Origin of the sequence: Sulfuricella denitrificans skB26, from assembly GCF_000297055.2 — a bacterium.
Classification (GTDB): Bacteria; Pseudomonadota; Gammaproteobacteria; order Burkholderiales; family Sulfuricellaceae; genus Sulfuricella; species Sulfuricella denitrificans.
The window spans coordinates 668,233-683,349 of sequence record NC_022357.1 but is presented as its reverse complement, the minus strand read 5'-3'; the positions used below and the strand labels follow the sequence as shown (position 1 = coordinate 683,349).

General features: G+C 58.0%; 17 protein-coding genes. 1 reads left to right on the top strand and 16 read right to left on the bottom strand.

The window, feature by feature from the left end:
- Positions 1-28 precede the first annotated feature (28 nt).
- Positions 29-2,593 carry a cyanophycin synthetase gene (cphA, locus tag SCD_RS03385; protein WP_009206530.1) on the top strand — a complete coding sequence of 855 codons (2,565 nt, stop codon included), beginning with the start codon at positions 29-31 and terminating at the stop codon, positions 2,591-2,593.
- Between the two features lie 70 nt (positions 2,594-2,663).
- On the opposite strand, the gene queE is transcribed toward cphA, so the two are convergent.
- From queE to nudB, 16 genes are all read right to left on the bottom strand, one after another.
- Entirely contained in the window at positions 2,664-3,332 is a 669-nt protein-coding gene (queE, locus tag SCD_RS03380; protein WP_009206531.1) for a 7-carboxy-7-deazaguanine synthase QueE, read from the bottom strand.
- On the bottom strand, positions 3,316-4,044 hold the full coding sequence (gene ybgF, locus SCD_RS03375) for a tol-pal system protein YbgF (protein ID WP_161626922.1): 729 nt from the start codon (positions 4,042-4,044) through the stop codon (positions 3,316-3,318). The genes queE and ybgF overlap by 17 nt, the downstream gene beginning before the upstream one ends.
- A 50-nt stretch (positions 4,045-4,094) precedes the next feature.
- Positions 4,095-4,613, bottom strand: coding sequence for a peptidoglycan-associated lipoprotein Pal (gene pal, locus SCD_RS03370; RefSeq protein ID WP_009206533.1), 519 nt, complete (start codon positions 4,611-4,613; stop codon positions 4,095-4,097).
- Positions 4,614-4,653: 40 nt separating this feature from the next.
- Positions 4,654-5,937 carry a Tol-Pal system beta propeller repeat protein TolB gene (gene tolB, locus SCD_RS03365; protein ID WP_009206534.1) on the bottom strand — a complete coding sequence of 428 codons (1,284 nt, stop codon included), beginning with the start codon at positions 5,935-5,937 and terminating at the stop codon, positions 4,654-4,656.
- Between the two features lie 120 nt (positions 5,938-6,057).
- Positions 6,058-6,858: a cell envelope integrity protein TolA gene (gene tolA, locus SCD_RS03360; protein ID WP_009206535.1), complete on the bottom strand. Its 801-nt coding sequence runs from the start codon at positions 6,856-6,858 to the stop codon at positions 6,058-6,060.
- A complete protein-coding gene (tolR, locus tag SCD_RS03355) occupies positions 6,858-7,274 on the bottom strand; it encodes a protein TolR (RefSeq protein ID WP_009206536.1) in 417 nt (138 codons plus the stop codon). Before tolR ends, tolA begins: the two co-directional genes overlap by 1 nt.
- Positions 7,274-7,954 carry a protein TolQ gene (gene tolQ / locus SCD_RS03350; protein ID WP_009206537.1) on the bottom strand — a complete coding sequence of 227 codons (681 nt, stop codon included), beginning with the start codon at positions 7,952-7,954 and terminating at the stop codon, positions 7,274-7,276. The genes tolR and tolQ overlap by 1 nt, the downstream gene beginning before the upstream one ends.
- Complete coding sequence (gene ybgC, locus SCD_RS03345; protein ID WP_009206538.1) at positions 7,951-8,397, bottom strand: tol-pal system-associated acyl-CoA thioesterase; 447 nt, start codon at positions 8,395-8,397, stop codon at positions 7,951-7,953. Before ybgC ends, tolQ begins: the two co-directional genes overlap by 4 nt.
- Before the next feature lie 47 nt (positions 8,398-8,444).
- Positions 8,445-9,500, bottom strand: coding sequence for a Holliday junction branch migration DNA helicase RuvB (ruvB, locus tag SCD_RS03340; RefSeq protein WP_009206539.1), 1,056 nt, complete (start codon positions 9,498-9,500; stop codon positions 8,445-8,447).
- Positions 9,497-10,084 (bottom strand): Holliday junction branch migration protein RuvA, encoded by a 588-nt coding sequence (gene ruvA, locus SCD_RS03335; RefSeq protein ID WP_009206540.1) that lies wholly within the window; start codon positions 10,082-10,084, stop codon positions 9,497-9,499. Before ruvA ends, ruvB begins: the two co-directional genes overlap by 4 nt.
- Positions 10,084-10,602, bottom strand: a complete 519-nt coding sequence (gene ruvC, locus SCD_RS03330) for a crossover junction endodeoxyribonuclease RuvC (protein ID WP_041673305.1) — start codon at positions 10,600-10,602, stop codon at positions 10,084-10,086. Before ruvC ends, ruvA begins: the two co-directional genes overlap by 1 nt.
- 3 nt (positions 10,603-10,605) lie before the next feature.
- A complete protein-coding gene (locus tag SCD_RS03325; protein ID WP_009206542.1) occupies positions 10,606-11,334 on the bottom strand; it encodes a YebC/PmpR family DNA-binding transcriptional regulator in 729 nt (242 codons plus the stop codon).
- A gap of 65 nt (positions 11,335-11,399) precedes the next feature.
- On the bottom strand, positions 11,400-12,566 hold the full coding sequence (gene clsB / locus SCD_RS03320; RefSeq protein WP_009206543.1) for a cardiolipin synthase ClsB: 1,167 nt from the start codon (positions 12,564-12,566) through the stop codon (positions 11,400-11,402).
- A 10-nt stretch (positions 12,567-12,576) separates the two neighbouring features.
- On the bottom strand, positions 12,577-13,329 hold the full coding sequence (locus SCD_RS03315; RefSeq protein WP_009206544.1) for an endonuclease/exonuclease/phosphatase family protein: 753 nt from the start codon (positions 13,327-13,329) through the stop codon (positions 12,577-12,579).
- A gap of 102 nt (positions 13,330-13,431) precedes the next feature.
- Complete coding sequence (gene nadA, locus SCD_RS03310) at positions 13,432-14,529, bottom strand: quinolinate synthase NadA (RefSeq protein ID WP_009206545.1); 1,098 nt, start codon at positions 14,527-14,529, stop codon at positions 13,432-13,434.
- Positions 14,530-14,643: 114 nt separating this feature from the next.
- Complete coding sequence (nudB, locus tag SCD_RS03305; protein WP_009206546.1) at positions 14,644-15,096, bottom strand: dihydroneopterin triphosphate diphosphatase; 453 nt, start codon at positions 15,094-15,096, stop codon at positions 14,644-14,646.
- Between the last annotated feature and the right edge of the window lie 21 nt (positions 15,097-15,117).

Sequence of the window (15,117 nt, the reverse complement as noted above, 5' to 3'; positions counted from 1 at the left end):
AGATCGCCGGGTAATTTAGGGAAACAAAATGGAAGTATCACGCATCAGGGCGTTGCGCGGCCCCAATCTTTGGAGCAGACGCACCGTAATCGAAGCCATTGTGAAGTGCCGTGAATGCCTGATCGGGGATATGCCCGACTTCGAAGCCAGACTACGCGCACGGTTCCCGGAAATCGGTTCCTTGAGACCCGCTGGCCACGAAGAATCCATTCCCATGGCGCACGCTCTGGAATTCGCCGCCCTTGGGCTGCAAGTGCAAGCCGGGTGTCCGGTGACCTTCAGTCGCACTGCAGCAACAACTGAGGCTGATGTATTCCAGATCGTGGTCGAATACAGCGAGGAGCAGGTTGGCCGGCTCGCGTTCGAGCTCGCGCAAACGCTTTGCCACGCGGCCGCGAACGATATGCCCTTCGACCTTGCCGACGCACTGGCACGCCTGCGCGAACTGGATGAGGACGAGCGCCTCGGACCCAGCACCGGGGCCATCGTTCAGGCCGCAGTGACGCGTGGAATCCCTTATCGGCGCATGACTTCGGGCAGCATGGTACAACTAGGATGGGGTAGCCGGCAGCGCCGCATCCAGGCCGCCGAGACAGACCATACCAGCGCCATTTCCGAGGCCATCGCCCAGGACAAGGAACTGACCAAAATATTGCTTGATGCAGCCGGAGTTCCGATACCTCAAGGGCGGCCTGTGTCGGATGCCGAGGACGCCTGGGTGGCAGCCTGCGAAATCGGCGGCCCGGTGGTGATCAAACCCCAGGATGGCAATCAGGGCAAAGGTGTCGCCGTCAATATCGAGACCCATGAACGCGTGCTGGCGGCCTATGCCGCCTCCGCCGAAGTCAGCTCGGAAATCATGGTTGAACGCTACATTCCCGGCTATGACTTCCGCCTGCTGGTGGTAGGAAATCATCTTGTCGCAGCGGCACGGCGCGACCCTCCCCAGGTGATCGGCGACGACGTTCATACCGTTCGTGAACTCGTCGAGCAAGTCAACAGCGATCCCCTGCGAGGCGAAGGACATTCAACCTCTCTCACCAAAATCCACTTCGACGACATCGCCCTGGCGACACTCGCCACTCAGGGGCACGCCGCAGATTCCGTACCCGCCAAGGGTGCGCGCGTGCTGTTGCGGAACAATGCAAACCTGAGCACGGGCGGATCGGCGACCGATGTGACCGACGACGTTCACCCGGAATTGGCGGCACGTGCAGTAGCAGCAGCCCAGATGATCGGACTCGACATCTGCGGAGTAGACGTGGTGTGTGACAGCGTACACAGGTCGCTTGAGGAACAAGGCGGCGCCGTGATTGAAGTCAACGCTGCTCCGGGCCTGCGCATGCACCTTGCGCCTTCGTTTGGCAAGGGGCGTGCAGTCGGCGAGGCAATCATCGCCAGCATGTTCGCCGAAGGCGAAGATGGCCGCATACCGATAGTGGCGGTGGCAGGCACCAATGGAAAAACCACAACCGTGCGCCTGATCTCTCACCTGCTTGGCGAGAAGGGTTTGCGCGTGGGCATGACCAACTCGGACGGCGTCTATATCCAGGGGCGGCGCATCGACACCGGAGACTGCAGCGGCCCCAAGAGTGCCCGCACTGTACTACGCCATCCCGATGTCGATGCCGTAGTTCTCGAAACCGCGCGTGGCGGCGTATTGCGCGAAGGACTGGCCTTTGATCGCTGCAACGTGGCGGTCGTCACCAACATCGGCATGGGGGATCACCTCGGCCTGAGTTATATCAGCACGGTCGAGGATCTGGCCGTGGTAAAACGGGTTATCGTCGAGAACGTTGCGCCTGGCGGCGTTGCAGTTCTCAACGCAGCGGACCCGATCGTGGTGAAGATGGCCGATGCCTGTCCAGGTTCGGTCACCTTCTTCACCAGCGACCTGCATCATCCGGTCATGGCCACTCACCATGCGCGCGGCCTGCGTGTGGTGTACGTAAACGAAGGCGGCATCGTGGCCGCAGAAGGCAGCTTCGAACATCGCATCGCCTTGGCGCAGATTCCTCTCACCCGGAATGGCACTATCGGCTTCCAGGTCGAGAACGCGATGGCAGCGATCGCCGCCGGATGGGCGTTGGGTCTGGACTGGGAAATCATCCGCGCCGGCCTGACCTCGTTCGTAAGCGATGCGGCAACCGTACCAGGGCGATTCAACCTGTTCGACTACCGTGGCGCCACCCTGATCGCGGACTACGGACACAACCCGGATGCCATCCAGGCGCTGGTGAAGGCCATCGAGCACATGCCCGCGAAGCGGCGCATTGTCGTGATTAGCGGCGCGGGTGACCGGCGAAATGAAGATATCAGCCAGCAAACCCAGATCCTGGGTGAGGCTTTCGACACGGTGATTTTATATCAGGATCAATGCCAGCGCGGGCGGGCCGACGGTGAAGTGCTGGCGCTCCTGCAGCAGGGCCTGGAGCAAGCCAGCCGTGCCACGGCGATTGAGGAAATCCGGGGTGAATTTCTGGCCATCGACACCGCCCTGGCACGCCTGGAACCCGGCGACCTGTGTCTGATCCTCATCGATGAAGTGGATGCCGCGCTAGCCCACATAGCGAAGCGAATTGCTGAGTGCTGAGTGCTGAGTGCTGAGTGCTGAGTGCAAGGATTTTACTCAGGACTCAGCACGTTCAACTCAGGACCTTATTTTATTTCCCTCGCCCCTCACCCCACAAGAATTTATGCAGTTGAATTTGCAGTCTAACCGGCAGATTGTCGCGCAGTATCCAGTCGGCCAGCCTGGCTGGCTCAAGCTGGCCTTGAGAAGCTGAAAACAGCACCGGGCAACGGTCGGCGATACGTTTCTCGCTCAGCACTTGTTTCGCCCACTGATAATCCTCTTCGCCGCATAGCACGAATTTGACTTCGTCCTGCGGGGTCAGCAGCTCCAGGTTTTTCCAGCGATTTTTTTCAGCCTCGCCCGAACCTGGTGTTTTGATGTCCAGTATTCGGGAAACACGGGTATCCACTTTGGAAATATCCATCGCCCCCCCGGTTTCCAGCGACACCGAATAGCCCGCATCGCAAAGCTGCTGCAACAGCGGCAGGCAATTCTTCTGGGCCAGCGGTTCGCCACCGGTCACGGTGACATAACGAGCGTGAAATTGCGTAACCTTGTCGAAAATTTCTGCCAGCGTCAGGGTTTCCCCTTCATTAAAGGCGTAAGAGGTATCGCAGTAGGTACAGCGAAGTGGGCACCCGGTCAGCCGGATAAATACCGTAGGTAATCCGACACGACTGGTTTCGCCTTGAAGAGAATGGAATATCTCATTGATCCGCAGGCTGAGCTGCGGCGCTACATTATTTGGAACCGGCAAGACGCTTCTTTGCCAATTCAGCGGCGTTACTGAGCGGGTATTTCGACACGATATTTTTGAGTGTCTTTTTCGCTTCAGATGCATCGCCCAAGCCTTGCTGACAGCTGGCGATATTCAGTAGCGCATCCGGCACCTTGGTGCTGCCTGGATACTGGCTGACCAGTTTCTGTTGATTGGCGATGGCACTCTTGTATTCGCGCAAATTAAAGTAGGAGTTGCCGATCCAGTAGTAGGCACTGGGGGCAAGCTGACTGTTGGGATGCGCACCGACAAAGCTTTGAAAACTGTCGATGGCCCCTTGATAATTACCCGACTTGAATAAACCCAAGGCGGCATCATACGCACTGGATTCATCGGCACTGACCGGATCAACCGGGGTCGGGTCGGAAGAGGCTGGCTTGCCAGAATCCGCCTGTGGAGCGGGTACCCCGCCGACAGTCTCAAGCTTGCGCAGGCGGCTGTCGAGATCGACATAAAGATCGCGCTGCCGCTTTTGCGTGGTTTCAATGTCGTGGGTATGCACCTCGATCTGTCCGCGCAATGCGGCCAGGTCGGACTTAAGCGCGTCCAGTTGCGACAGTAAACCCACACCCTGAGAACGTGCCGTGTTTTCCATTTGCACGACGCGCTCCTCCATTCCCTGAATTTGCTTCTGGAGCAACGCAATTTTCTGGTGGGCTTCGTCGTCCGAAAACAGACCAGCGGTACTCAATGAAGCCCACCCCAAAAACAAGGACAGGAAAAGCGCAAGTCGAAGCATTATTACTCGCCCTGGTAAACGATATCGGAGCGACGATTCTCTTTCCAGCAGGATTCGTCATGGCAGGCAGCGCGGGGTTTCTCCTCGCCAAAGCTGACGACCTCGATCTGGCTGTCGGACGCGCCGAACACATTCATCATTTTCCTGACGCTGTCGGCACGCTGATTGCCCAGGGCAATGTTGTACTCGCGGCTACCGCGCTCGTCGCAGTTGCCCTGAACTGCAACCTTGGCACTCTTGTTGCTAGTCAAATACTTGGCATGCGCCTCGACCATCGGCTTGTACTCGGCCTTCACGTCAGATTTGTCGAAGTCGTAATACACGCTGCGCTTGGAGAGGATGTTGCTGGGATCTGTCAGGGGGTTGGCTGTCACTGACTGCTGACCGGCAGACTTGGTATCCGCACCCGCTTGTGTCGTCGTTCTGTCCTCGACCGCTGCTTTGGGCTGATCCTTCACGTCCTGGCTTGCACAACCTACCAATAAACTAACCAACAAAGTACTGAACAATATCTTTTTCATCTTTTCTACTCTCCGATTTAGTGAACTTAACTTGAGAAAGTTACCGATTCTTCAACAATGGACCCCACTCGGGCTCACGCACGTCGCCGGCCTGGGTGGACAACCGCTGCTTGACCCGACCATCGCTCGAAACCGCGGCCAGTATCCCGCGCCCTCCAATTTCAGTGGCATATAGTAGCATTTTGCCATTCGGCGCGAAACTGGGGGATTCGTCCATGCGCGTATCCGTCAGCAATTGCATCTGTCCAGACGCTACGTCCTGCAGGGCCACATGAAAAGAAGAACCGCTGACGCGCTGGATAAAGGTAAAACTCTTGCCGTCCGGGCTGAAATGGGGGGAAACGTTGTAATTGCCCTCGAAAGTCAGGCGCTGCGCACCGCTGCCGCTAACCGACATGCGGTAAATCTGCGGGCTGCCACCCCGGTCCGAAGTGAATATGATAAAGGCGCCGTCCGGTGAAAATGACGGCTCGGTATCGATGCCTGAGCTGTAGCTCACGCGTTTAACCCCGCTACCATCGGCATTGATCAGATAAATCTGCGAACCGCCATCCTTGGTCAGCACAAGTGCAAGCTGCTTGCCGTCCGGCGACCATGCCGGCGCGCTGTTGTTGCCCTTGAACTGGGCCAGCACCTGACGCTGGCCGCTGACCAGCGATTGAACGTAAATGATCGGTTTTTTCCGCTCGAACGAAACATATGCCAGCCTGGTGCCATCCGGCGACCATGAGGGGGAAATAATCGGCTCCTTGGAAGCTAGTACCGTCTGCGCGCCATAGCCGTCCGCATCCGCCACCTGCAGCTCGTAACGCGAGCCACTCTTGACGATATAGGCAATACGGGTACTGAACACACCGACATCGCCGGTGAGTTTCTCGTAAATCAGATCGGCAATCTTGTGCGCCGTGGCGCGCACCAGGGTACGATCAATCACATAGCTGTAAGCGTCGAGCTGCGTCTGCTTCACCGCATCGAGCAAGCGGAAACGCACCTCCAGTTTGCCGTCGGGTCTCGACAACACGCTGCCGATCGCCAGTGCGTCAGCACCGCGCGTACGCCAGTCCAGGTAGTTCACCTCAGCCAGTTCGTGCGGCTCGGGCCGCACTCCGGCGGGGTCGATAATCTTGAACAGTCCGCTACGCTGTAAATCCGCCGCAACCACGGCGGTAACCCCCTGCGGCAGAGCACTTTCGCCGGCAAAGGGCACGACCGAAATCGGAATCTGGTTGGCGCCACTGCCGACGATTTCGATGGTAAGAGCCGCATGCGCGAATGGCGCAAACAACAGCCACGCAGCGCCAATAAGTAAATTTCTGAATATCATTCCAGTTCCCTTAAATTCAAATTCGGTGAGGGGTGAGGGGTGATGCGGAAGGTCAAAACCCCCACCGCACCGCTTTTGACTTTTCCCCTCACCCCTCACCTGCTAACCCCTCACCATTCATTATTCGTTCGGTCGAAATTTCAACTTCAACTCCCTGAACCGTCCGATCAGCGAAGGGTCGGTGGGCAGAGGCAAAGGCGAAGCCTTGCGTATAGCCCGTTCCACTGCGGTATCGTAGGCCGGGTTGCCGCTGCTACGCGACAATTTCACGTTCAGCACCTCGCCCGTCGGTATCAAGAAGACATCGAACTCGGCCTGCGGGTTCCCCACCACATCCGGCGGCATCACCACGAAACGCCTGATATGGCTGCTGATCCGGCTAATCGCATCGTTCATCAGACGCTGGGATGCGGCCTGGGTAGCCGCCTGCTGACGCGCCGCCTCCGCAGCCTCCCGCTGCTTGTCCAATGCCACCTGTTCAGCTTCCAGCATGGCATGCTGTACCTTCAGCGCCTGCTCTTTGAGCTTTTTCTCTGCTTCGGCCTTTTTCTTCTCTTTCTCTTCTTCCTTACGCTTTTTTTCTTTCTCTTTTTCTTTCTCTTTTTCTTTGTCTTTAAGCTCGATGTCGGCCTTGACCGGCTTGGGCTGCTCCAGCTTGGGTTCTGGTTTTGGTTTTGGCTCCGGCTTGGGAACAGGTTTGGGTTGAGGCTTGGGCTCCAGACGAGGCGCAGGCTCGGGTTTTGGCACCGGCTTTGTAGCGGGAGCAGAAACGCTGCTCCACAGCTCGGCCATCACCGGCGAAGCCTCCTTGGTCTGCCAGTCGATGCCGAATATCAGCACGACGGCAAATATCAGATGCACCAGGACAGCCAGTGCAATCGCCCATTTCCGGCTCGGCTTCTTCCGTTCGGCTGGCGGCATTATCCCGCCCTGGGCTTGGCCAGAAGCCCGACTTTTTTCACCTGATTGCTCTGCAGCACGTCCATCACCTTCAGCACTTCCTCATAACGCACACTTTTATCCGCCGAGATGACCACCGACTGCTCGGGATTGCGTTTTTGCTGCTCTCGAACCGCATCAACCAGATCCTCCCGGCTGACTTTGTGCGCTGTATTCGATTTTTCCAGGTCGCGCAAGTACAGGCTGTTGTCTTTACGAATCTCCACCTCCAGCGGCGCCACCGGGGGCTTGAGCGACTGTCCGACCGAAGGCAGTTCGATCTGCCCAGGATTAATCAGGGGCGCCGTCACCATGAAAATGATCAGCAGCACCAGCATCACGTCGATGTAAGGCACGACGTTGATCTGGTTCATGAAGCGGCGGGGGCGGCGGTTCATCAAGGGTTGGGCTGCCTTTGCAGAATATTGGAGAACTCCTCCATGAAACTGTCGTAGCGAGTCGCCAGTCGATCCACATCATGGGAATAGCTATTGTAGGCGAGCACAGCCGGAATCGCAGCGAACAGGCCCATCGCAGTGGCGACCAGCGCTTCGGCGATGCCTGGCGCAACGTGCGCCAAGGTCGCCTGCACCACGTTGGAGAGGCCACGGAAGGCATTCATGATGCCCCACACTGTGCCGAACAGCCCGATATAGGGACTGACAGAGCCGACCGAGGCAAGGAAGGCGAGGTGCCGTTCCAGCGCATCCAGTTCACGCTGGCAGGCCGCGCGCATAGCGCGACGCGTGCCCTCCATGACGACGCCGACATCCATACGCCCCTGGCGCTTGAGCTTGAGAAATTCCCGGTAGCCCGCCTCGAAAATTTTCTCCATGCCCACCACCGGCGTCCTGCCGGAATTGCTGCGCTGGTACAGGTTGTTGATGTCCGATCCGCTCCAGAAATCGTTCTCGAAACTATCCGCCTCGCGGATTGCGGCTCGAATGGCGAACATCTTGTCGAAAATAAAATACCAGGATAAGCCCGAAGCCAGCAGCAGGATCAACAGAACCAGTTGCACCACGACACTGGCGTTGGTGATCAGACTCAAAAAAGACAGGTCTTGCGTAACGTTCACGATATCCTTTCAATTCTCTCTCTGACCGGGGCGGGAATTTGCACCGGCTTGAATGTTTGCCCATTGACGCAGACCACCTTGACGCGCGCCCTTACCAGCACGCCGTTTTCCGGATGCTCAGCCGTCTGATCAAGCTCGATCCAGCTGCGGCCTGCCTGATGAAAATTCACTGTCACCGTCAGCAGATCGTTAAACATCGCGGGGCGCAGGTATTCTATATGCACTTCGCGCACCACAAAAATGATTGAATGGTCACGCAACAACTCCGTCTGCTCGAAACCCTGGTCCCGCAACCATTCGGTACGGGCACGCTCCATGAACTTGAGGTAATTGGCGTAATACACCACGCCGCCGGAATCGGTGTCCTCGTAATAGACGCGCACCGGCCAAGCAAAACAGTCCTGAGTGCCGAGTCCTGAGTCCTGAGTAGCCTTGTCGCTCATTTTACCATCCATTACTCAGCACTCAGGACTCAGCACTCGATACTGCATCATTGCTCCCACAGCTCGCCGTTCGGGTTCTTCGACGGCACCGCCAGCCCGAAATGCAGATAGGCTATCTGCGTTGCCACCCGACCGCGCGGCGTGCGCATCAAATAGCCCTGCTGAATCAGATAGGGTTCGAGCACATCCTCGATGGTGTCGCGCTCCTCGCCGATGGCTGCCGCCAGGTTTTCCACCCCGACCGGGCCGCCGCCGAACTTCTCCAGCACGGCCTGCAGCAACTTGCGATCCATCATGTCGAGTCCGGCTTTGTCCACATCCAGCATAAAAAGCGCGGCATCAGCCACATCCCGCGTCACCTTGCCATCCGCCTTGACCTCGGCAAAATCACGCACCCGGCGCAACAGGCGGTTGGCGATGCGCGGCGTGCCGCGCGAACGCTTCGCAACTTCTACCGCACCATCGTCGGAAAGCTCAACATTCATCAACCGCGCAGAACGCGCCACGATCTGCTTCAGTTCGCCGTGAGTATAAAATTCCAGCCGCGCCACGATGCCGAAACGGTCTCGCAACGGGTTGGTCAGCATGCCGGCCCGAGTCGTGGCACCGACCAGCGTAAAGGGCGGCAGATCCAGCTTGACCGACCTCGCCGCCGGACCTTCGCCGATCATGATATCGAGCTGGAAGTCCTCCAGCGCCGGGTAGAGGATTTCTTCCACCACCGGGGAAAGCCGGTGAATTTCATCGATGAACAAAACATCGTGGGGCTCAAGATTGGTCAGCAGCGCGGCCAGATCGCCTGGCCGCTCCAGCACCGGCCCGCTGGTCTGGCGCAGGTTGACACCCATTTCACGGGCGATGATGTGCGCCAGGGTGGTCTTGCCCAAACCAGGCGGTCCGAACAGCAGCACGTGGTCGAGCGATTCGCTGCGACCGCGCGCCGCCTGGATAAAAATTTCCAGTTGCTCGCGCGCCTTCTCCTGACCGACATATTCTTCCAGCAGCTTGGGGCGCAAAGCGCGCTCGGCCGCTTCTTCATGGGAAGAAATCGGCGCCGCGGAAATAATGCGGTTGCCAGCCTTGAGGTTGTCGGTTTCGATCATGCCTTGGATAGGAATTTAAGAGCCTGACGGATACTATCGGACACGTCCAGGTTGGCGGGCAGTTGCTTCACTGCCCAGTTCGCTTCGCGCTCATTATAACCCAGCGCCAGCAACGCATCCAAAACGTCGTTGCGAATGGCTGGACCAGGTTCAGTTCCGGAAGTCAGCAAAACGGCTGCCGCGCCCGGCAGTTTGTCGCGCAGTTCCAGCAACAAGCGCTCGGCGGTCTTCTTGCCGATACCCGGAATCTTGGTCAGCCGACCCACTTCCTGGGCGGCAACGACATGTGACAATTCAGCGACTGACATACCGCTCAGAATAGTCAGCGCCAACTTCGGTCCAACACCACTAATTTTAAGCAGCTGCCTGAAAGCGGCGCGCTCGTCGTGGGTGGAGAATCCGTAGAGCTGATGGGCATCCTCGCGCACGATCAACTGGGTATGTAGCGCGATTTTTTCACCGAGGGCAGGGAGATTGTAGAAGGTGCTCATCGGCACGTCGATTTCATAACCGACCCCGCCCACATCCACCAGAACCAGAGGGGGATGCTTTTCGAGCAGGATGCCTGCGATTCTGCCTATCATTAGACTAGCCTTCCATTCTTCATCCGGAAACCGGCGGTTGCCAGCTTGCCCAGCCCCTGTCCGCCATGGGCGTGGCAGATGGCACAAGCCAATGCGTCCGCCGCATCGGCCTGGGGGTCACCCTCGAGTTTCAACAAGCGTCTGACCATGTCCTGCACCTGCTCCTTGGCCGCATGGCCGTTGCCGACCACAGCCTGTTTCACCTGCAGGGCGGTGTATTCCGCCACCGGCAAATCCTTGAGAATTGCGGCGCAGATCGCGGCACCGCGCGCCTGACCCAGCAGCAGGGTGGACTGGGGATTGACGTTGACGAAGACTTTTTCCACCACCACCTGCTCAGGATTGTAAGAAGCGATCACTTCGCCCAGACCATCAATAATCGATTTCAACCGTTGCGGCAACTCCCCAACCGGTGTGCGGATGCAGCCGCTGGCAACGTAAATCAGCTGCTGACCAAGCTTGTCGATCACCCCAAAACCCGTCACGCGCAAACCGGGATCGATACCGAGAATGCGGATGACTTATTCCTCGTCCATGACGGCAGTGGTATACACCTCCTGGACGTCATCGAGGCTCTCCAAGGCGTCGAGCAGTTTCTGCATTTTTACCGCATCGTCGCCGGTGAGCTCGTTTTCGTTAGCCGGTTTCATAGTAACCTCGCCCACTTCGGGCTGCAGGCCGGCCTTGACCAGTGCTTCCTTGATGGCGGCAAACTCGTAGGGATCGGTAACCACCTCGATACTGCCATCTTCATTCGTAACCACGTCCTCGGCGCCCGCTTCTAGCGCCGCTTCCATCAGCTTGTCCTCATCTGTACCGGGAGCGAAAAGCATCTGTCCGCAATGCTTGAACAAAAAGGCTACCGAGCCGTCGGTACCGAGATTGCCGCCGTGCTTGGTAAAGGCATGGCGCACGTCGGCCACGGTGCGGGTCTTGTTGTCGGTCAGGCATTCCACCATCACCGCCACGCCAGCCGGGCCATAACCCTCGTAGCGTAGCTCCTCGTAGTTCACGCCCTCGAGGTCGCCGGTGCCGCGCTTGATAGCGCGCTCGACGTTGTCCTTGGGCATGTTGTTCTCATACGCCTTATCCACCGCCAGGCGCAGGCGCGGATTGCAGCTGATGTCGCCGCCGCCCATCTTGGCGGCAACGGTAATTTCCTTGATCAGGCGCGTAAAAATCTTGCCGCGCTTGGCGTCCGTCGCGGCTTTTTTGTGCTTGATGTTCGCCCACTTACTGTGACCGGCCATAAATCCCTCGGCATTCTTTGAAAAACATGAATATTAGCATTTCCAGCCCGCTTTTATAAAGGCGATCAGGCTTCTTCGTAACGGCGCGCATAGCCGACCATGCCCATCAGAAAGCGCACCACGCCGTAACTTACCCACGCCAGGAAGCGCTGGTAATACGGCTGTTGCTTCCAATTGTCGGCCATGATTTGCTGCGCTCCCTCGCTAATCGCCTGCAGCAAACTGCTCCGCAGCTTTCCAGCGAAGTCGGCGTCGAGCGCTACAATATTGGCTTCCCGCGCCAGCATCAGGCTAAAAGGGTCGATATTCGACGAACCCACCGTGGCCCAGCGACCGTCGATCACCGCCACCTTGGCATGAAGAAAGCTCTTGTGGTAGCTGTAGATTTCTATGCCTGCGCCGAGCAGCATGCCGTACAGGGCACGCGAAGCGTAATGAAGTAGAACGTATTCCACCCGCCCCTGCAGCAACAACACCACCCGCACGCCCCGCGCAGAGGCTTGGACCAGCGCCTGCCTGAAGCGGCGGCCGGGCAGGAAGTAGGCATTGGCGATGATGATCTCATCTTTGGCCGAATCGATGGCATCGAGATATGCGTTTTCGATGTCATTCCGATGGCGGATGTTGTCACGCCGAACGAAGGCAGCCTCGACTCCACCACGCGGCGCAATATGCAGCGGCGCCCTGTGCCTCCGACTACGGCTGCGGTGGCGACGCAACTGCAGCCAGCCAATCAACGCCCAGAGACGCCTGGCCGATTGATGTATTTCAGCCAGCAACGGCCCCTCCACCGAGACCGCATAATCGAAACGCGGTGGAATCTGGTCAGGCGCGTTGATGTCGTCGATGATATTGATGCCGCCGACGAAGGCAATGCGCGTGTCGATCACCGCTATCTTGCGGTGCAGGCGGCGCAACCGGTGGCGCTTGAAACGAAGCGTAACATCGGGCCGGTAGAACATGACCTGCACCCCTGCCGCGCGCATCTCATCGACCACCGCTCCCGGCAGCGTTCTCGCCCCGAAGCCATCGAGCAGCAGGTGTACGGTCACGCCCCGCCTCGCCGCCCGCATCAGTGCTTCGCTGACCTGCCGCCCGCTTGCATCGTATTCGTAGATGTAAGATTCGAGGAATATTTCGCGGCGCGCATGGTCGATGGCGATTTCAAGGGCCGGAAAATATTCCGCGCCGTTCTTGAGGAGAGTCAGTCGATTGCCCGGTATCAGATCCATTGGACTAGAGTTATGCCCTGTGAACGATGGCGGACAGCGCGGCGTGATCGGAAATTTTCGACCACGGCCTGCCGCTATGCACCTCGGCAGAACTCACACGCAGCCCCCGCACGTAAATCCGGTCTAGCCGGAACATAGGCAGCGCCGCTGGATAACTGCAAGCGGGCCGACCCCTGGTCACCCCGAATACCTCTTTCAGATGCATCTTGTGTGCCAGGGTGTCGCAAGCCTCACCGCGCCAGTCGTTAAAATCACCGGCGATAATCAATGGCGCATGCGGCGGAACCAGGCTCTCGATCCTTTTACGCAATGCCGACAACTGTACACGGCGCCCCTTGGTAAACAGGCCGAAGTGAACACACACACAATGCAGGGTTTCATCCCAGCCAGGCATGCTTACTTCAACGTGGAGCAAGCCGCGCTGTTCGAAGCGGTGGGCCGAGATATCGACATTTTCCGAACTGACAATCGGGAAGCGACTCAGGATCGCGTTGCCGTGATGCCCTGCAGGATAGACCGCATTCTTGCCGTAAGCGTAATCCTTCCAGATGGAGTCGGCGAGAAACTCGTATTGGGAAGAATCAGGCCAGTTCACGTGTTTCTCCGCATGAAGATCGTGAGCGCCCACAACTTCCTGCAAGAAAACCAGGTCGGCATGGATGCCGCGCAACTGGTCGCGCAGCTCGTGCAGCACCATGCGCTGGTTGAACTGGGAAAATCCCTTGTGGATATTGTAGGTGACGACCCGAATCGCCTGTGTCATTTTGAATCGGCAAGGGGTGAGGAGTGAGAGGTGAGGAGTGACGTCAAAAACAACACCGCCTCCTGCTTCTCCTCACTCTTCACTCCTGACTCCTCACTCTGTTCAAGAAGCATCCAGCATGCGCTGTAACGCCACCCGGGCCAGTACGGCCTCATCGGGCGGCACCTTGATGTGGTTCACAACTTGGCCGGCAACCAGGTTCTCCAGACACCAGGCCAGGTGTTGCGGATCGATTCGTGCCATGGTCGAGCACATGCAAACAGTGGAGGCCATGAACTGGACGGTTTTCCCCTCAGTCTTGAACTGCTCCGCCAGACGGTTGACCAGGTTCAGCTCTGTACCCACCAGCCAGTGCGTGCCGGACTTGGCCTCGGCAACGGTCTTGATGATGTATTCGGTCGAACCAACGTAATCCGACAGCTCGCACACCTCGAAGCTGCATTCCGGATGGGAAATCACCTGGCCATCGGGGTGCTCCTGACGGAAGCGCTGGATATTGGCCGGCGTGAACATCTGGTGCACCGAGCACAGCCCTTTCCACAGGATGATTTTAGCCTTCCTGACCTGCTCGGGTGTGAGCCCGCCGAGCGGCTGATCCCAGTCCCACAGCACCATGTCTTCCAGCGGAATACCCATCTTGTGGCCGCTCCAGCGCCCCAGGTGCTGATCAGGGAAGAAAAGCACTTTTTCGCGCCGGGCAAACGACCATTCCAGAATCTTGGTGGCATTGCTGGAAGTGCAAACGATGCCGCCATGCTCGCCGCAAAAGGCTTTCAGATCGGCCGCCGAGTTGATGTAGGTGACGGGGGTGAAGGTCGCATCAGGGTCGAGCACCGTTTTCAACTCACGCCAGGCGCGCTCGACCCGGGCCAGCGTCGCCATATCCGCCATCGAACAGCCCGCCGCCAGATCCGGCAAGATGGAAATCTGCTCGGGACGCGACAGGATATCCGCCACCTCGGCCATGAAATGCACGCCGCAGAACACGATGTAGTCCGCTTCAGAATTTGCCGCCAGACGCGACAGTTTCAGCGAGTCACCGGTAAAATCAGCGTGCTGGAACACGTCCGAGCGCTGGTAGTGATGACCCAGGATCACCAACCGCTTACCCAGGCTGGCCTTGGCCGCCAGGATGCGCGTCTGACAGGCTGCATCGGGCAGGTTTTGATATTCGGAAAAAGGTATCGCGGAATCGTTCATGGGTGTTAGTTTATCCCAAACAAAACTTGGTCACAGAGATCACAGAGATAAAAAACCAATCTTCTCTCTGCGCCGCCTGGAGGGCCTACTTTTGGTCTCTGTAGCAAATGATTTTTAAACTACTTTCACTATTCCCGGCAGTTTTTCCAGCGCCGCGGCATTGGTCCAGGAAAACACCTTCTTCTCAGCCTCGCCGCAAGGCAGCCATTGGAAATTCAAATGCTCCCTGGGTTCCAGAGTGACCGGAAAAGGCTGCGGCAACTCCAGCCCGAACACGTGTTCGGTGTTGCGCGTGACTCCCGGCGCATAGCGGTGGCGCCATTCTTCGAAAATTTCGAATTCAAACTGCAGGTTCCAGTCGGTAAGCGTGTACTTCTCGGCATCCAGACCGGTCTCCTCACGCACTTCGCGCACCGCGGTCTGGCGCAGGTTCTCGCCAGGATCACAACTCCCCGTCACCGACTGCCAGTATCCAGGATGATCGGCCCGCTCCAGCAACAGCACCTGCTGATCTGAAGCGTAGATCACCACCAGCACCGAGACCGGAATTTTATGCGTTTTAACCAACCGCTTTCACCACAGAGGACG